This is a genomic window from Marinobacter sp. KM021 (assembly GCF_050707965.1).
Classification (GTDB): Bacteria; Pseudomonadota; Gammaproteobacteria; order Pseudomonadales; family Oleiphilaceae; genus Marinobacter; species Marinobacter shengliensis.
This window is the reverse complement of sequence record NZ_CP136129.1, coordinates 4342755-4360603: the sequence shown is the minus strand read 5'-3', so window position 1 is coordinate 4360603 and position 17849 is coordinate 4342755. Positions and strand designations below refer to the sequence as shown.

Below are 17849 nucleotides of genomic sequence, written 5' to 3'. Positions count from 1 at the left end.
TTTATATTCTGGGTCGGCCAGTCTTTACCGAATGTTAACTTTGTTTGCAGGTTGTAGCTGTGCGGCGAGTCATACTTTCGAAAACACAAATAAAAAAGCCCCAACATCAAGGATGCTGGGGCTTTTGGTATTAAGAGCCTGACGATGACCTACTCTCACATGGGCGAACCACACTACCATCGGCGCTGGTCTGTTTCACTTCTGAGTTCGGGATGGGATCAGGTGGTTCCAGACCGCTATGGTCGTCAGGCAAAACGGATGATCACTGGGAAGGACGAGATGGAACGTGATGTTTGATTTCGATTGAGCTGTCGCTCTGCGTTATCCGCAATTGTCTTGGGTGTTATATAGTCAAGCCGCACGAGCAATTAGTACTGGTTAGCTCAACGCCTCACAGCGCTTACACACCCAGCCTATCAACGTCCTGGTCTTGAACGGCTCTTCAGGAGGCTCAAGGCCTCAGGGAGATCTCATCTTGGAAGGGGCTTCCCGCTTAGATGCTTTCAGCGGTTATCCTGTCCGAACATAGCTACCGGGCAATGCGTCTGGCGACACAACCCGAACACCAGCGGTTCGTCCACTCCGGTCCTCTCGTACTAGGAGCAGCTTTCCTCAAATCTCCAACGTCCACGGCAGATAGGGACCGAACTGTCTCACGACGTTCTAAACCCAGCTCGCGTACCACTTTAAATGGCGAACAGCCATACCCTTGGGACCGGCTTCAGCCCCAGGATGTGATGAGCCGACATCGAGGTGCCAAACACCGCCGTCGATGTGAACTCTTGGGCGGTATCAGCCTGTTATCCCCGGAGTACCTTTTATCCGTTGAGCGATGGCCCTTCCATACAGAACCACCGGATCACTATGACCTACTTTCGTACCTGCTCGACGTGTCTGTCTCGCAGTCAAGCGGGCTTGTGCCATTACACTAACCGTACGATGTCCGACCGTACTTAGCCCACCTTTGTGCTCCTCCGTTACGCTTTGGGAGGAGACCGCCCCAGTCAAACTACCCACCACACAGTGTCCTCAACCCCGATAAGGGGTCAGAGTTAGAACCTCAAACATGCCAGGCTGGTATTTCAAGGTTGGCTCCACCGGAACTGGCGTCCCGGGTTCAAAGCCTCCCAGCTATCCTACACAAGCATGCTCAAAGTTCACTGTGAAGCTATAGTAAAGGTTCACGGGGTCTTTCCGTCTAGCCGCGGATACACCGCATCTTCACGGCGATTTCAATTTCACTGAGTCTCGGGTAGAGACAGCGCCCCCATCGTTACGCCATTCGTGCAGGTCGGAACTTACCCGACAAGGAATTTCGCTACCTTAGGACCGTTATAGTTACGGCCGCCGTTTACCGGGGCTTCGATCAAGAGCTTCGCACGAATGCTAACCCCATCAATTAACCTTCCGGCACCGGGCAGGCGTCACACCCTATACGTCCACTTACGTGTTTGCAGAGTGCTGTGTTTTTAATAAACAGTCGCAGGGGCCTGGTATCTTCGACCGGCTTCCGCTCCACCCGCAGGGGCTTCACGTACACACCGGCGTGCCTTCTCCCGAAGTTACGGCACCATTTTGCCTAGTTCCTTTACCCGAGTTCTCTCAAGCGCCTTGGTATTCTCTACCTGACCACCTGTGTCGGTTTGGGGTACGGTCTCGAATAGCCTGAAGCTTAGAAGATTTTCCTGGAAGCAGGGCATCAATGACTTCGCGCCCTTGGGCACTCGTCGTCGCGTCTCAGGATTGTGGACCCGGATTTGCCTAAGTCCACTCCCTACTCGCTTAAACCGGGACAACCGTCGCCCGGCTCACCTAGCCTTCTCCGTCTCTCCATCGCAGCTATCCAAGGTACGGGAATATTAACCCGTTTCCCATCGACTACACCTTTCGGTCTCGCCTTAGGGGCCGACTCACCCTGCGCCGATTAGCGTTGCGCAGGAACCCTTGGTCTTCCGGCGTGCGGGTTTTTCACCCGCATTGTCGTTACTCATGTCAGCATTCGCACTTCTGATACCTCCAGCATGCTTCTCAACACACCTTCGCAGGCTTACAGAACGCTCCCCTACCCCGCATACAATGTATGCAGCCGCAGCTTCGGTGACCAGTTTGAGCCCCGTTACATCTTCCGCGCAGGCCGACTCGACTAGTGAGCTATTACGCTTTCTTTAAAGGATGGCTGCTTCTAAGCCAACCTCCTAGCTGTCTGAGCCTTCCCACATCGTTTCCCACTTAACTGGTACTTTGGGACCTTAGCTGGCGGTCTGGGTTGTTTCCCTCTTCACGACGGACGTTAGCACCCGCCGTGTGTCTCCCGGATAGTACTCACAGGTATTCGGAGTTTGCATCGGGTTGGTAAGTCGAGATGACCCCCTAGCCGAAACAGTGCTCTACCCCCTGTGGTATTCGTCCGAGGCGCTACCTAAATAGCTTTCGGGGAGAACCAGCTATCTCCGGGCTTGATTAGCCTTTCACTCCGATCCACAAGTCATCCCCTGGCTTTTCAACGACAGTGGGTTCGGTCCTCCAGTGCCTGTTACGGCACCTTCAACCTGCTCATGGATAGATCGCCCGGTTTCGGGTCTATGCCCAGCGACTAATTCGCCCTATTCAGACTCGGTTTCCCTACGGCTCCCCTAAACGGTTAACCTCGCCACTGAACATAAGTCGCTGACCCATTATACAAAAGGTACGCCGTCACAGAACAAGTCTGCTCCGACTGCTTGTACGCATACGGTTTCAGGGTCTATTTCACTCCCCTCACAGGGGTTCTTTTCGCCTTTCCCTCACGGTACTGGTTCACTATCGGTCAGTCAGGAGTATTTAGCCTTGGAGGATGGTCCCCCCATGTTCAGTCAACGTTTCTCGTGCGCCGACCTACTCGATTTCACTGGACTCAGGTTTCGGATACGGGGCTATCACCCACTATGGCGGCACTTTCCAGAGCCTTCTCCTACCAGTTGTCCAGCTTAAGGGCTGGTCCCCGTTCGCTCGCCGCTACTTAGGGAATCTCGGTTGATTTCTTTTCCTCGGGGTACTTAGATGTTTCAGTTCCCCCGGTTCGCCTCTTACACCTATGTATTCAGTGCAAGATACCTGGCCGAAACCAGGTGGGTTTCCCCATTCAGAGATGTCCGGATCACAGCTCGTTTGCCAGCTCCCCGAACCTTATCGCAGGCTTCCACGTCTTTCATCGCCTCTGACTGCCAAGGCATCCACCGTATGCGCTTAGTTGCTTGACTATATAACCCCAAGACAACTGATCACGATTCAGCATCCTTTACCAGGCAAGCCTGATACAGAACCCTGTTTCGAGACAGTCACTTGAAGCAATATAACAACCACTTCAACGACAACACCGGATAACGCTTGAAATCGCTATCACTTTGAACAGTTTCTCTCGGAGATAATGAGAGAAATCTATTCGTGTTCTATCTCGTCCAATTTGTTAAAGAGCAAATCTGACCCAGTGATCAGAAAGGAAGGCTTCATCGATATGAAACATTCGTTTCTGTACACTGACTTTCGTCAGTAAAGTTTGGTGGAGCTAGGCAGGATCGAACTGCCGACCTCCTGCGTGCAAGGCAGGCGCTCTCCCAGCTGAGCTATAGCCCCAGAATCATTCTTGAGCTCTGCTATCGTCAATAGACCAGAATTTTGCTGATCTAGGCGTCGAAGTGCGCCGCATAGCCTGCTATGCAAGTGCTTCGACAACGACGAGCAGTGAAATTCTGGTGGGTCTGGGTGGACTTGAACCACCGACCTCACCCTTATCAGGGGTGCGCTCTAACCACCTGAGCTACAGACCCGGTTTTGCTTGTCTTCGAACCGCCTGGACTGCGTTGCAGCTTTCGCTCAATCGGTCACGTACGTGTGTACGCTCCCTCTTTCACTCAACCTGCGCCTTGCCAGCCGATCCGAATCCGGCGCCAAACCCCGAGACTGACTCAGTGTTTGTGGCAAACCGATATCGGGCCTGCATAGACCCTTTTGCTCTCTTTATTAGCCAACCAAGTAATTCGTGTGGACTCTGACCGAAGCATTCGGCTTCGTTTAAGGAGGTGATCCAGCCGCAGGTTCCCCTACGGCTACCTTGTTACGACTTCACCCCAGTCATGAACCACACCGTGGTAATCGTCCTCCCGAAGGTTAGACTAACTACTTCTGGTGCAATCCACTCCCATGGTGTGACGGGCGGTGTGTACAAGGCCCGGGAACGTATTCACCGCGACATTCTGATTCGCGATTACTAGCGATTCCGACTTCACGGAGTCGAGTTGCAGACTCCGATCCGGACTACGACGCGTTTTAAGGGATTGGCGCACTCTCGCGAGTTGGCAGCCCTCTGTACGCGCCATTGTAGCACGTGTGTAGCCCTGGCCGTAAGGGCCATGATGACCTGACGTCATCCCCACCTTCCTCCGGTTTGTCACCGGCAGTCTCCCTGGAGTTCTCAGCATTACCTGCTAGCAACCAGGGATAGGGGTTGCGCTCGTTACGGGACTTAACCCAACATCTCACGACACGAGCTGACGACGGCCATGCAGCACCTGTCTCAGAGTTCCCGAAGGCACCAATCCATCTCTGGAAAGTTCTCTGGATGTCAAGGCCAGGTAAGGTTCTTCGCGTTGCGTCGAATTAAACCACATGCTCCACCGCTTGTGCGGGCCCCCGTCAATTCATTTGAGTTTTAACCTTGCGGCCGTACTCCCCAGGCGGTCAACTTAGTGCGTTAGCTGCGCCACTAAGACTTCAAGAGTCCCAACGGCTAGTTGACATCGTTTACGGCGTGGACTACCAGGGTATCTAATCCTGTTTGCTCCCCACGCTTTCGCACCTCAGTGTCAGTGTTGGTCCAGGTAGCCGCCTTCGCCACTGGTGTTCCTTCCTATATCTACGCATTTCACCGCTACACAGGAAATTCCACTACCCTCTACCACACTCTAGTCAGACAGTTCGAAATGCCGTTCCCAGGTTAAGCCCGGGGCTTTCACATCTCGCTTACCTAACCACCTACGCGCGCTTTACGCCCAGTAATTCCGATTAACGCTTGCACCCTCCGTATTACCGCGGCTGCTGGCACGGAGTTAGCCGGTGCTTCTTCTGCGAGTAACGTCAATCCTCAAAGGTATTAACTTTAAGGCCTTCCTCCTCGCTGAAAGTGCTTTACAACCCGAAAGCCTTCTTCACACACGCGGCATGGCTGGATCAGGGTTGCCCCCATTGTCCAATATTCCCCACTGCTGCCTCCCGTAGGAGTTCGGGCCGTGTCTCAGTCCCGATGTGGCTGATCATCCTCTCAGACCAGCTACGGATCGTCGCCTTGGTAGGCCTTTACCCCACCAACTAGCTAATCCGACTTAGGCTCATCCAATAGCGCAAGGTCCGAAGATCCCCTGCTTTCTCCCGTAGGACGTATGCGGTATTAATCCGGGTTTCCCCGGGCTATCCCCCACTACTGGGCAGATTCCTAAGCATTACTCACCCGTCCGCCGCTCGTCAGCGGGGTGCAAGCACCCCCTGTTACCGCTCGACTTGCATGTGTTAAGCCTGCCGCCAGCGTTCAATCTGAGCCATGATCAAACTCTTCAGTTTAAATCATACAAGAACCCGAAAGTTCTTAATTCTTGCTCAAGACAAAACTCAATTTCGACGAGTCACTGTCCTGATATTTCGTATCCGAAATACCTCGGCCAGCGCCCACACGAATTACTTGGTTAACTTTTTAAAGAGCGTTTGAGCTGTTGCTCAATCAAGGCCGCGTATTCTACATCGTTCCGCTGCCCTGTCAACCGTTTATTTTTCGCCGTTTCCGCTTCCGAAAACCGCCGAAAAACTGTCCGGCTTACTGCCTGTTTCGAGGTGCGCATTCTACACTGAACCGCCTTCCTGTCAACCGCTTTCTGAAGAATCTTTCGAACTTTTTCTTCAGTACTTTCAAGCAGTTATCGCCGAGGCTTTACCCCTTCTCAGTGGCCAGCCCCTCAAGCGAGATGCGCATTCTACAGACCTCTGCTGAGGAGTCAACGGCCAATCTGAAATTTTTTCAAATTGGCCGCAACCAGCCTTACTTCACTCGACAATGACCACCCGGGCAATCTTCTTCTTACCCGCCTGGACAACGCAATCATCACCTTTGACAAACCTGCGATCACCTTCAAACTGTTTGCCATCTATATAGACAGCACCACGACCAAGTACATCTCTGGCAGCAGCGCCATTCTTTACCAGCCCAGCCAGGCGAAGGACGGCTGCCATCGGCATTTCATCCTGCCCTTCGAGAGAGACTTCTACCAATGGTACGTTTTCCGGAATCTCCCCGAGCGCAACCCGGTTGCCGGCAGACTTGTGAGCGGTTTTCGCAGCCTCTTCATCATGGAAGCGAGTAATCAGCTCTTCAGCCAGTATTTTTTTATAGTCCTGCGGGTTGGCACCAGCTTCCACCTCAGCGCGGAACTGTTCCACTTCCGCCATCGGCCGGAAGCTCAGCAATTCGAAGTAACGCCACAGCAACTCATCCGGCATCGACAACAGCTTGGTGTACATCTCTCCCGGTGAATCACTGACCCCAACATAGTTGCCCAACGACTTGGACATTTTCTGCACACCATCCAGACCCTCAAGAATCGGAACGGTAATAATGGCCTGGGGCGCCTGACCATAATGCTTCTGCAGAATCCGCCCCATCAGCAAATTAAACTTCTGGTCAGTACCACCAAGCTCCACATCAGCTTCAAGCGCTACGGAGTCGTAGCCCTGAATCAGCGGATACAGGAACTCGTGAATGGCAATCGGCTGCTCAGCTTTATAACGTTTGGTGAAGTCATCACGCTCGAGCATCCGTGCAACCGTATACTGACCCGCGAGCTGGATCATGCTCGCGGCATTCATCTGGCTCATCCATTCGGAATTGAATACAACCCGGGTTTTCTCCGGGTCCAGAATCTTGAACACCTGCTCTTTATAGGTAATAGCGTTCTTGCGCACCTGCTCTTCTGTTAAAGGAGGACGTGTTGCGCTTTTTCCGGTTGGATCGCCAATCATTCCCGTGAAGTCACCAATAAGGAAGATGATTTCATGGCCAAGATCCTGGAACTGGCGGAGCTTGTTGATTAGCACGGTGTGGCCGAGGTGCAAATCAGGTGCGGTCGGATCGAAACCCGCCTTGATCCTCAGCGGCCGATCTTCTTTAAGCTTTGCAATCAAATCCTCTTCGGGAATCAGCTCGTCAATACCGCGCTTGATAACGGCCAACGCTTCCTCAATTGTTGCCATGAACCTTTCGTCCCCAGTTTGACTTGGTGCCAGGGTTTGCCGGCGGCAGTTACAGACCTCAACAAAACAAATCTGTGTTTAACCGACACCCTTGCTAAAGTGTGACTGCTCAGTTTTCAACCAAACCGAGCAATAAAAGGATCGGCATTATACCAGCGGCAGGCAGTTTTGTACGACCAGACACCCGCTCAACCGTAATGTTCGACACTGTCCTGATAATGTCAGATGCGGTAATCTGTTTGACTTTACTTGATCTAGCGCTTTAATTAGCTAGTACAACTTGCTGGAATACCGATGAAAACGGGTGAGCCACGTGCTTAAAACATTCCCCAAAACACATATTACTCTGGCAGCAGCAGTGACGATTGTTGTCTCTGCGGCTGTGCTGATGAGCCCCAGCGCTGACGTCGAAGCCAAGCGCATGTCCTACACCATTGACCTCGAAGAGGGCCTGGTGTCTGGCGCGGCATCGAAAGACACCAGGCCCGCCCAGACACAGGAAGCCAGCGGCACTCAGCCCTCAGAGGACAAAGCGCAAAGTGCCGGAGAACCAATCGCTCAGACTGGGCGCACAGCGAAACCCGATACCCCGAAGGTCGACTGGCAGGAGTTTCGTGTAAAGTCCGGCGACACACTGTCTTCGCTGTTTCGCAAAGCAGGTTTCAACGATGGCATCATGCTGTCGGTGATTCACGGTGAGGGCGAAGCAGGCAAGCTTCAGCGCCTATACGCCGGGGAAGACATTCGCTTCGGTGTCGACAGCGAGGGGCAGCTTGTGGCCGTAGAGCTGCAACGCAGCCGCCTAGAAACTCTCAAGATCTCAAAGGCCGACAACGGCTTCCTTGGCAACACAGAAGTTCGCAAACCGGAGCCGCGCCCGGCATTTGCCGCCGGCGTCATTGACGGCTCCCTCTATCTTGCCGCCAGGGACGCAGGCCTGAATGACCGGCTCACCATGGAACTGGCCGGAATATTTGGCTGGGACATCGACTTTGTCTACGACGTCCGCAAGGGTGACAGCTTTGAAGTTGTGTACGAAGAGCTGTACATCGACGGTAAAAAATTTGATACCGGTCGAATTCTTTCCGCACGCTTCATCAACCGCGGTACTGAGAATGTGGCCCTGCTGTACACAGACAACAACGGCGAGAGTGACTATTACACGCCGGAAGGCAAAAGTATGCGTAAGGCGTTTCTGAGAGTTCCAATCAACGCCCGCGTGTCATCGCCCTTCAACCTGCAACGCCGACACCCGGTACTGGACGTGGTCAGACCCCACGAGGGAACCGACTATGCCGCGCCCCCGGGCACACCGATCAAGGCAGCCGGCAGTGGGCGAGTGCAGTTTGCCGGCTGGAAAGGCGGCTATGGCCGCACCGTGGTTTTGCAGCATGGCGACAATATCACCACCCTGTATGCTCATATGAGTCGACTGGGTAAAGGCATCAAGAATGGCACCCGGGTAAAACAGGGAGACACCATTGGCTATGTTGGCTCATCCGGAATGGTGACCGGCCCTCATCTGCATTACGAGTTCCGGGTGAATGGCGTTGCCAAGAACTCCCGTACCGTGAAACTGCCCGACGCCAAGCCCGTACCAAGCGCTGAAATGGCAAGATTTCGCCAATTCACCGAGCAACGGCTGGCGCAGTTCAATGGTTTCCGCGAGAGTGGCCGCCAACTGGCTCTGGCATCGGACAACTGATTATGACCTACTGGCTCGGCCTGATGTCAGGCACCAGCATGGACGCAGTGGACGCGGTGCTGGTGTCTTTCACTGGCCGGCATCTGGATATTCATTCCACGCTTTCGCTACCCTACCCTGAACCACTCAGACAAAGGCTCCTGCTGGCCACCCGAAACCAGTCAGACACTGACGAACTCGGTGAATTGGACACACTGGTGGGCCACCACTTTGGTCATACCGCAAAGGAACTGATCCGGCGCTCCGGCCTGGAAATCCGGGATATTCGAGGCATTGGCAGTCACGGGCAAACAGTACGCCACCAACCTGCCGGCCCTGCCCCCTTCTCACTTCAGATTGGCAATGCCGCCTGTATTGCGGAAAGCACCGGACTGACCACGGTCTCGGATTTTCGCAGCAGAGACCTGGCCGCTGGTGGTCAGGGCGCCCCACTGGTTCCGGCCTTCCATCAATGGCTGTTTGCCTCGGACGAGCAGGATCGCTGCATACTGAATCTTGGAGGAATTGCCAATATCACCTGGCTTCCCGCAGCCGGACGAAAACCCGTGGTCGGTTTTGATACCGGCCCGGCAAATGCCTTGCTTGATGCCTGGTGCCTGGACCAGACCGGGCGTCACTATGATGAATCCGGACACCTGGCAAGCGAGGGCGCTGTGCATTCGGAGCTGTTGAGCAGCATGCTTTCCGACGCCTATTTCAGCAAGCCAGCTCCGAAAAGCACCGGCAAGGAGCGCTTCAACCTTGACTGGATCCGTACCCACCTGCAGCGGTTCCCCGATCTGGCTGCAGAAGACGTTCAACGGACCCTCTTACAACTGACGGTGATTACCGTTCTGAAGCAGTTGCCACAAGAGTCCGCCAACATGACGGTTTACGCCTGCGGCGGCGGAACGTTCAACCGGTTAATGATGAATGAACTCAGAGTTGGACTGGGGTCGGTAGCGCTGACCACAACGGCTGATCTGGGGTTGGACCCGCAATGGGTAGAGCCAGTGGCATTTGCCTGGCTGGCCAGACAAACCCTTGAAGGCCAGCCGGGAAACCTGCCTGAGGTAACCGGCGCCAGAGGCCCGCGGGTGTTGGGCGCGATTTACCCGGCTTGAGGCTTCAGATGGAAAACGAACTGCCGCAACCGCAGGTGGAGCTGGCGTTTGGATTCTGAACAACAAACTGTGAACCCTGAAGGCCTTCCTGATAATCAATGGTGGCGCCTACGAGGTATTGGTAGCTCATGGAATCAACCAACAGCTTTACTCCATCCCGCTCTATGACGGTATCGTCGTCTTCCTGATTCTCGTCGAACGAAAATCCGTACTGGAACCCCGAACAACCGCCACCTGTTACGAACACCCGCAGTTTGAGATCAGGATTCTCCTCTTCCTCGATCAACTCGCGAACCTTGGCAACAGCGCTGTCGCTGAAGAACAACGGTGTGGCTATTTGCTGTTGAACTACACTCAAGGTATGCCTCCGGGAGATAAAGCGGTCAGAGGATTATGGTATTCCCGACTAAAACAGTCAACTATTCGGATTTACCCTCACCCTCTGACTCCGCGCTCAGCACAGACTCTTTATCGTGAGTCAGCAGGCCGCTGGTTTCATCCTGACGAACCAGATTACCGTTCACGGATGCCCCCATGGCCATCTCGATAAGACGATAGTATACGTTACCGTTAATGGCAGCATTCTCTGCCAGTTCAAGGTGGCTGGTGGCGCGCACGTCACCGTTCACCTTGCCATTGATAATAATGTGCGGCGCAGTGATATCGCCGGTGATCTCACCCACTTCCGACAGCCGGACCACAGCGTCACTGCCCTCTTCCGCCAGCACCCGACCTTTGATTTTGCCATCCACGTGCAAGCCGCCCGAAAAGCGTACATCGCCCTCAATGGTTGTTCTGGATGAAATCAAGGTATCGAAATGGCCAACGGAACGGCGCGATTTCTGTTTTTTCTTGCCCAGCATGTATCAGCTCCCAGTTAACTGTGCCCAATCAAATGTTCGTTCTGCCTGTGAGGCATTCCGCCCCTGCGCCTGCGCCACCACCTGGATTTCGTAGGGCTCAAAGCCTTGGGGAAGGCTCAAGGTACCCTCTACATCCTGGAAGTACCGAAACCGGAACCTGACCCCCAGATCCTCGATGTCGTCGGATAGATCGCGCAAGGCAATCACTTCTTTCTCACCGTCCAAGCGGCCTATGATATTCACGGCCACCTGCCCGGCAATAAAACTGTTGTTATTGCCAACCTGAGTTAGCACCATCTTGAACCGATAGGTGTTATCGCCACGGGCGGACGCCAGCGTAAAGCTGTCAACCTGCAGCCCTTTGCTGGTCTCAGAGGGCGCCATGATATTCCGATAGAACGTCAGGTCTGCCTCCAACTCCGATATCCGGGTTTCGAGCCCGACGATGGTGTTTCTGGCTTCCCGCAACGCCTGTTCGTCAATCGCCCGCCCGCGCTCTAGATTCACCAGATTCTGCCGCGCGGTGCGGAATTGATCCCGCAGACTGCGCAACTCCTGTGCCAGCTGCTCGTTCGAGGCTTCAGCAGATGAAAACCGGAACCCGCCCTGCGCCATTCCAGCAGCGTAACCTGCAATGGCGGCAACCACGGTAAAAGCCAGCAGGATCATCGTCCGGCGCAGGCGGTAGCCCGGCCGGTGGCGGATCACCACATACTCATCGTTCGGTTTGCGGGTATCACTCACCTTGTATTGCCCTCAAGGAAGAAGTGCCGGAGCCTTCAGGCCCTGGGTTTCGTCAAGACCAAACATGATATTCATGTTCTGCACTGCCTGCCCAGCAGCGCCTTTGACCAGGTTGTCGATGACCGAGGAGACAATCACCACATTGCTCTGCTCCTGGCGATGCAATGCCATCCGGCACTGGTTGCCGCCGCGAACACTGCGGGTTTCCGGGTGACTGCCAAAAGGCATGACATCCACAAATGGCTCGGTCTTGTAGCGATCTTCGTAGAGGGCCTGGAGCCAATCAAAATCCGCCGGCTCGGACAGCTCCGCGTACAAGGTGGCCTCGATACCCCGAATCATCGGTACAAGGTGCGGCACGAAGGTTACGCCCACCGGCCCGGTAGCTGCCAGACTCAGGCCCTGGCGGATTTCCGGCAGGTGCCGATGCCCGGAGGCGCCATAGGCCTTGAAGCTTTCACCGATCTCACCATGTAGCATGCCGATGTTGCCCTGGCGACCGGCACCGCTGGCACCGGATTTGGCATCGGCAATCAGCCGGCTGGGGTCTACCAACCCCTGTTCGAGCAAGGGCAGGAAGCCAAGCTGCACCGCCGTGGGATAACAACCAGGGTTGGCGACCAACTGGGCCTGGCGAATCGCGTCACGTGCTACCTCAGGCAGGCCATAAACCGCTTTTTGTGCCCACTCCGGTGTTTCATGGGGCATACCGTACCACTTGGCCCAGACATCCAGGTCTTTCAGGCGGAAATCCGCAGACAGGTCTACCACACGAACGCCGGCGGCCATCAGCTCCGGAACCATGCGCATGGCAACCCCGTGAGGCGTGGCAAAGAACACCAGGTCGCACTGTGCCAGCACCGCCGAATCAGGCTCCGAGAAGGCCAGGTCAAAATGCCCTCGCAGATTGGGGTACATGTCAGCTACCGGCATACCAGCCTCGGAACGCGAAGTGATGCATTTCACCTCGGCGTCCGGATGAACGGCAAGAATCCGCAACAGCTCAACACCGGTGTACCCGGTTCCCCCAACGATGCCTATTTTAATCACACTCATCTCCAACGTGGTCTGGCCAGAATTCCCGGGTAGTCTACCATGATAATCCAAGGACTTATTGCAGCCTGCAGACCCATGGTTACAATGTTGTCAGAATCCTTCTGAAGGACCCGCCCATCGACCCGGAACCCGGCGCTCATGCGTAACATCAGGCAACAGATCACTGAGAACCTGATCCCCGTTTTCCGGAGGAAACTGTCGGGTGTCGATGCACTGCCGCAACTGGCTGTGCTTGGGTTGTTGTCCGGAATTGTCACCGGCGCGGTGATTCTGTTGTTCCGGCTTGCCATTGAATGGCCGCTGGAACATTTCCTGCCCGGTGCGGGCTCAGAGAACTTCGAGCAACTGGACATTCTGACCAGGGGGCTGCTGCCGCTGGCCGGTGCCGTTGGTCTGGGCATTCTGTTGCACAAGCTGTCCATTCACGATCGCAAGGTGGGCATCGTCCACATTATGGAGCGCCTGAACTACCACCAGGGCTACATATCGTTCAAAAGCGCCATGGTTCAGTTTGTAGCCGGGGTTACCACCGTAGTATCCGGCCAGTCGGCTGGCCGGGAGGGCCCCGCGGTGCATCTGGGCGCGGCCTTCTCCAGCCTGTTCGGGCAATGGCTGAGACTGCCCAACAACAGCATACGAACACTGGTGGCCTGCGGCTGCGCAGCGGCCATCTCCGCCTCCTTCAACACGCCGATTGCCGGGGTCATCTTCGCCATGGAAGTGGTGATGATGGAATACACGATTGCCGGCTTTACCCCCATCATTCTTGCGGCGGTCAGTGCCGCCATCGTCACCCAGATCGTTTATGGCTCAGAGCCAGCCTTCAGTGTGCCAGCGCTGACCATGAACTCGCTCCTGGAAATCCCCTGGATTCTCGCCATCGCCGTGATCATCGGCATAGCCGCCGCCGTATTCATTCATCTGGTGGACAGCATGGGCCGACATCACCACCGGCCGGTGCTGCTCCGGATCACCGTGGCCGGCCTACTGATGGTGCCGTTTGCGATTGTGGTGCCGGAAACCATGGGCATTGGTTACGACACGGTCAGCGAGACCATTCACGGCGAGTTGGGGTTCTGGTTACTGCTTGGCGTGGGCGTGGCAAAACTGGTGATTACCGGGTTGTCTATCGGGCTTGGTATGCCAAGTGGCGTGATCGGCCCGACCATTTTCATGGGGGCGACCCTTGGCGGAGCGATGGGGCTGATCGGCGCCCAGATCTTCCCCGAGCTGGCATCGTCGGTTGGCTTTTACGCCATGCTGGGCATGGGGGCGATGATGGGGGCGGTGCTACAGGCACCGCTGGCCGCACTGATGGCCTTGATGGAACTGACTCGAAACCCGAACATCATTCTGCCTGGCATGCTGATCATCACCACCGCCAGCCTGGTGACCAGTGAAGCTTTCGGCAAAAAATCCCTGTTCCTGACCATTCTGAAAAACCAGGGCCTGAGTTACCAGAATTCACCAGTGATCCAGGCGTTAAGGCGAGTGTCGGTGGGCGCGATCATGGACCGGAGCATTTTGCGCACGGATCGGGAGCTGACCCCGGATGAGGCCCGCAAGGCACTGAAGTCGGAACCCAAATGGTTGCTGGTTGAGGGCAGCAACGGGCCAACCGCGCTGCTACCGGCAGTGGATCTTGCCCGCTACCTGGAAGACACCGAAAAACAGGTTGCCGAAGAGGGCATCGCCCCTCCGGACACCGTCGACCTGATGGAAATCCCGGCCAACCGGCGGGATGTGGCGCCAGTGCAATATCAAGCCACCCTGGAAGAGGCCCTGAACGAATTCGACTCAACCCAGGCTGAGGCACTGTACGTACAACGCCATGTAGCCCCGATGATTCAGCGGGTTTATGGTGTCGTGCTTCAATCAGATATCGAAAGCTATTACCAATACCGACGGAGTTGATGGATGTTGTGGGTCAAGGCGTTTCATATCATTTCCCTGGTGTGCTGGTTTGCCGGCATTTTCTATCTGCCCAGACTGTTCGTGTACCATGCAGCCTGTGAGGACCAGCCGGGCCGCGAACGCTTCAAGATCATGGAGCGCAAACTGTACCGGGGCATAACAACACCTTCGATGATCGCCACGGTGGTCTTTGGAATCTGGTTACTCAGTTACAATGTGTCCGGTTATTTCAGCATGGGCTGGATGCACGCCAAACTGGCTCTGGTCGCGCTGCTGGTCGTCTACCATTTCTATTGCGGCCACTTGGTGAAAGTCTTCCGGGATGACAAGAATACCCGCAGCCACGTGTTCTATCGCTGGTTTAACGAGGTTCCGGTATTCATTCTGTTAGCGGTGGTCATTCTGGCTGTTGTAAAACCCTTTTGAGGAGAGCAACCATTAATAGCTACACCCGCCCCCATGTTCTGGTGCTGTCTGGGCTGGACCCCTCCGGTGGTGCCGGCATTCAGGCCGATATCCAGGCGATTACTTCCCTTGGCGGGCACCCCCTGCCAGTGCTGACCTGCCTGACCGTGCAGGACACCAACAACGTGTATGGCGCCGAGCCTGTCAACGCTGAGCTGATCCGGCAACAACTGCAGTGCCTGGCAGCAGATGTGCCCATCCATGCCATCAAGACCGGTGCCCTGGGCAATGCCGATGTGGTCGATGTACTGGTGGAGTTTCTTGACAGCCAGCCGGAGTTACCGCTGATTGTCGACCCGGTCATCAAGGCCGCCGGCGGCGGCGATCTTGCCGATGAAGCGCTGGTTCAGGCGATGAAAACCCGGCTGTTCCCCAGGGCGGAAATGATCACCCCCAATGGCGTTGAACTGGCCCAACTGGGTGGCAGTGATGATCCTGACCAGGCCGCCAGAAACCTGATTGACGCCGGCTGCCAATCGGTACTGGCCACCGGTGGCCATGGCACGGGCATCCATATCGTCAATACCCTGTACAACCACGCCCCGGAACCCATGCACTGGGAAGTGGAAAGGGTCGGTGCCAATGAGTTCCACGGCACCGGTTGTACGCTGGCCGCCGCCATTGCGGCCGGGCGCGCCAGTGGGTTGTCGGCCAGGGCATCGATCTCCCAGGCGCAGAACTACGTTCATCGTGCCCTTCTGCACGCGCTGAATGTGGGCAAAGGCCAACGGGTTCCCGACCGGGGCATTCTGTGGGAACGCTGAACCGGATGCTAAAACCTGGCCTGTATGCCATTACCGATAACGCACTGACCCCGGCAGATAAACTGATTGCCGCCGTGGAAGCGGCATTGCAGGGCGGAGCGACATTGGTACAGTACCGCGACAAGGCAGGCACCAGTGCCGAGCGATTGCGCCAGGCAACGGAGCTGAACGCCCTGTGCCGCCAGGCCGGCGTGCCCCTGCTGATTAACGATGACCCGGAACTGGCCCTGCGGGTGGGCGCTGCGGGTGTGCACCTGGGCCAGGACGATTGCACCCTGGCCGACGCCCGGCGTGTTCTGGGGCCAGAGGCCATCATCGGCATTACCTGCCACCATCGGCTGGACCTTGCCCGCAACGCCAAGGCGGCAGGGGCCGACTACCTGGCGTTTGGCCGGTTCTACAACTCGGCCACCAAACCCGGTGCACCACCTGCAGAAACGACTGTATTGACGGAAGCCAGAGCGCTGGCGCTTCCGATTACCGCGATTGGTGGCATCACCACCGACAACGCCGAAGCCCTGATCCGTGCCGGCGCAGACCTGATTGCGGTAGTGGGAGGTCTGTTTGGTGGCACTCCGGAGGACATCCGGCACAGAGCGGAAACCTTTACCCGGCTGGTGGCCAGGCATCACCCTCTTTTCTCATCTTCAAACTGACAGGAGCTATCCGTGACTCACTCTGAAACGCTATTCGAACAGGCCCAGAAATACATTCCGGGCGGCGTAAATTCACCGGTGCGGGCCTTCCGCGGTGTTGGCGGTACTCCGGTTTTCTTCAAGCATGCCGAAGGCGCTTATCTGTATGACGAAGATGACCGCCGATACATTGACTTTATCGGCTCCTGGGGCCCGATGATTCTTGGCCACTCAGACCCGCGCATTAAAGCGGCCCTGCACGCCCAGGTGGATCTGGGTGTGGGCTATGGCGCTCCTACGGCCATCGAAACCGAAATGGCGAAAAAGGTGTGTGAACTGGTGCCCTCCATTGAACTGGTGCGCATGGTCAACTCCGGCACCGAAGCCACCATGAGCGCCATTCGCCTGGCCCGTGGCTACACCGGCCGGGACAAGATTGTAAAGTTTGAGGGTTGCTACCACGGCCACGTGGATTCACTGCTGGTAAAAGCCGGCTCCGGCGCGCTCACACTGGGCGTACCCAACTCCCCGGGCATTCCCGCCAGCCTGGCCGAACACACCATTACCCTGAACTACAACGACATCGATCAGGTACGTGAGACCTTCAAGGACATCGGCGATCAGGTGGCAGCTATTATTGTCGAACCTGTTGCCGGCAACATGAACTGCATTCCGCCGGTACCTGGGTTCCTGGAAGGGCTGCGGGAAGTCTGCGATGAACACGGCACGGTGCTGATTTTTGACGAAGTAATGACCGGCTTCCGGGTGTCACTCGGCGGTGCCCAAGGCTTCTACGGCGTTAAGCCGGACCTGACCGCCCTGGGCAAAGTGATCGGTGGCGGCTTGCCGGTGGGTGCTTTTGGCGGCAAGCGGGAAATCATGGAGCACATTTCTCCACTGGGTCCGGTCTACCAGGCCGGCACCCTGAGCGGCAACCCCCTGGCCATGACCGCGGGCCTGACCACCCTGAACGCCATTTCTGAGCCCGGCTTCCACGACAAGCTGACGGACAAAACCAACAAGGTGCGTGATGGCCTGAAAGCCGCCGCCGACGAAGCCGGCATCCCGCTGACCGTCCAGTCCGCTGGCGCCATGTTCGGCTTTTTCTTCACCGATGAGCCCTCGGTGACCACCTTCGAACAGGTGATGGCGTGCGATGTGGAACGTTTCAAGAAGTTCTTCCAGGGAATGCTGAAGGAAGGCATCTACCTTGCGCCCTCGGCATTCGAAGCGGGCTTTACCACAGCGGCCCTCAGCGATGAGGACATTGAGTTCACCCTGGCCGCAGCCCGGAAAGTCATGGCGACCCTGTAACAGGGTCGTCTTGT

The 17849-nt window shown here is 56.0% G+C and carries 12 protein-coding genes, 2 tRNA genes and 3 rRNA genes; 7 read left to right on the top strand and 10 right to left on the bottom strand.

Annotated features, from left to right (window positions below):
* Window positions 1–136 precede the first annotated feature (136 nt).
* The 6 genes from rrf to tyrS form a co-directional block, all read right to left on the bottom strand.
* Window positions 137–250, bottom strand: a 5S ribosomal RNA gene (gene rrf / locus RVM24_RS20340).
* Between the two features lie 97 nt (window positions 251–347).
* A 23S ribosomal RNA gene (locus RVM24_RS20335) occupies window positions 348–3239 on the bottom strand.
* A gap of 297 nt (window positions 3240–3536) precedes the next feature.
* Window positions 3537–3612, bottom strand: a tRNA-Ala gene (locus RVM24_RS20330).
* A gap of 117 nt (window positions 3613–3729) precedes the next feature.
* Window positions 3730–3806: transfer RNA gene (locus RVM24_RS20325), tRNA-Ile, on the bottom strand.
* A gap of 245 nt (window positions 3807–4051) precedes the next feature.
* A 16S ribosomal RNA gene (locus RVM24_RS20320) occupies window positions 4052–5592 on the bottom strand.
* Together the 16S, 23S and 5S rRNA genes with 2 tRNA genes alongside form the textbook arrangement of a ribosomal RNA operon.
* Window positions 5593–6069: 477 nt before the next feature.
* Complete coding sequence (tyrS, locus tag RVM24_RS20315) at window positions 6070–7272, bottom strand: tyrosine--tRNA ligase (protein ID WP_072678568.1); 1203 nt, start codon at window positions 7270–7272, stop codon at window positions 6070–6072.
* A 313-nt stretch (window positions 7273–7585) separates the two neighbouring features.
* Here tyrS and RVM24_RS20310 point away from each other — a divergent pair, with 313 nt between their 5' ends.
* Window positions 7586–8977, top strand: coding sequence for an OapA family protein (locus RVM24_RS20310; RefSeq protein WP_152437256.1), 1392 nt, complete (start codon window positions 7586–7588; stop codon window positions 8975–8977).
* A gap of 2 nt (window positions 8978–8979) precedes the next feature.
* Window positions 8980–10080, top strand: a complete 1101-nt coding sequence (locus RVM24_RS20305; RefSeq protein ID WP_431474655.1) for an anhydro-N-acetylmuramic acid kinase — start codon at window positions 8980–8982, stop codon at window positions 10078–10080.
* Window positions 10081–10084: 4 nt separating this feature from the next.
* Here the strand turns inward: RVM24_RS20305 and erpA are convergent, their stop codons facing one another.
* The 4 genes from erpA to argC all read right to left on the bottom strand — a co-directional run bounded on the left by erpA (window position 10085) and on the right by argC (window position 12737).
* The gene (gene erpA, locus RVM24_RS20300) at window positions 10085–10438 is read right to left on the bottom strand and encodes an iron-sulfur cluster insertion protein ErpA (RefSeq protein ID WP_061333558.1); all 354 of its coding nucleotides are present in this window, start codon (window positions 10436–10438) and stop codon (window positions 10085–10087) included.
* 61 nt (window positions 10439–10499) lie between these two features.
* Complete coding sequence (locus RVM24_RS20295; RefSeq protein WP_374787682.1) at window positions 10500–10943, bottom strand: bactofilin family protein; 444 nt, start codon at window positions 10941–10943, stop codon at window positions 10500–10502.
* A 3-nt stretch (window positions 10944–10946) separates the two neighbouring features.
* Window positions 10947–11687, bottom strand: a complete 741-nt coding sequence (locus RVM24_RS20290) for a DUF6776 family protein (protein WP_230713547.1) — start codon at window positions 11685–11687, stop codon at window positions 10947–10949.
* A 12-nt stretch (window positions 11688–11699) separates the two neighbouring features.
* Window positions 11700–12737 carry an N-acetyl-gamma-glutamyl-phosphate reductase gene (argC, locus tag RVM24_RS20285; RefSeq protein WP_374787681.1) on the bottom strand — a complete coding sequence of 346 codons (1038 nt, stop codon included), beginning with the start codon at window positions 12735–12737 and terminating at the stop codon, window positions 11700–11702.
* 144 nt (window positions 12738–12881) lie between these two features.
* Between argC and RVM24_RS20280 the strand changes: the two genes are divergently transcribed.
* From RVM24_RS20280 to hemL, 5 genes are read left to right on the top strand one after another with little or no spacing between them, the layout of a single operon-like run.
* Window positions 12882–14657 (top strand): chloride channel protein, encoded by a 1776-nt coding sequence (locus RVM24_RS20280; RefSeq protein ID WP_431474654.1) that lies wholly within the window; start codon window positions 12882–12884, stop codon window positions 14655–14657.
* Between the two features lie 3 nt (window positions 14658–14660).
* Complete coding sequence (gene hemJ, locus RVM24_RS20275; protein ID WP_061333554.1) at window positions 14661–15083, top strand: protoporphyrinogen oxidase HemJ; 423 nt, start codon at window positions 14661–14663, stop codon at window positions 15081–15083.
* Window positions 15080–15886, top strand: coding sequence for a bifunctional hydroxymethylpyrimidine kinase/phosphomethylpyrimidine kinase (gene thiD / locus RVM24_RS20270; protein WP_228715482.1), 807 nt, complete (start codon window positions 15080–15082; stop codon window positions 15884–15886). Before hemJ ends, thiD begins: the two co-directional genes overlap by 4 nt.
* Before the next feature lie 5 nt (window positions 15887–15891).
* Window positions 15892–16542, top strand: a complete 651-nt coding sequence (gene thiE / locus RVM24_RS20265) for a thiamine phosphate synthase (RefSeq protein WP_431474653.1) — start codon at window positions 15892–15894, stop codon at window positions 16540–16542.
* 12 nt (window positions 16543–16554) lie between these two features.
* Entirely contained in the window at window positions 16555–17835 is a 1281-nt protein-coding gene (hemL, locus tag RVM24_RS20260; RefSeq protein WP_106694494.1) for a glutamate-1-semialdehyde 2,1-aminomutase, read from the top strand.
* Window positions 17836–17849: the final 14 nt, after the last annotated feature.

Coding starts and splice junctions, on each gene's coding strand:
- tyrS (WP_072678568.1), bottom strand. CDS start 7,272: ATGGCAACAATTGAGGAAGCGTTGGCCGTTATCAAGCGCGGTATTGAC.
- RVM24_RS20305 (WP_431474655.1), top strand. CDS start 8,980: ATGACCTACTGGCTCGGCCTGATGTCAGGCACCAGCATGGACGCAGTG.
- RVM24_RS20295 (WP_374787682.1), bottom strand. CDS start 10,943: ATGCTGGGCAAGAAAAAACAGAAATCGCGCCGTTCCGTTGGCCATTTC.
- RVM24_RS20280 (WP_431474654.1), top strand. CDS start 12,882: ATGCGTAACATCAGGCAACAGATCACTGAGAACCTGATCCCCGTTTTC.
- hemJ (WP_061333554.1), top strand. CDS start 14,661: ATGTTGTGGGTCAAGGCGTTTCATATCATTTCCCTGGTGTGCTGGTTT.
- thiE (WP_431474653.1), top strand. CDS start 15,892: ATGCTAAAACCTGGCCTGTATGCCATTACCGATAACGCACTGACCCCG.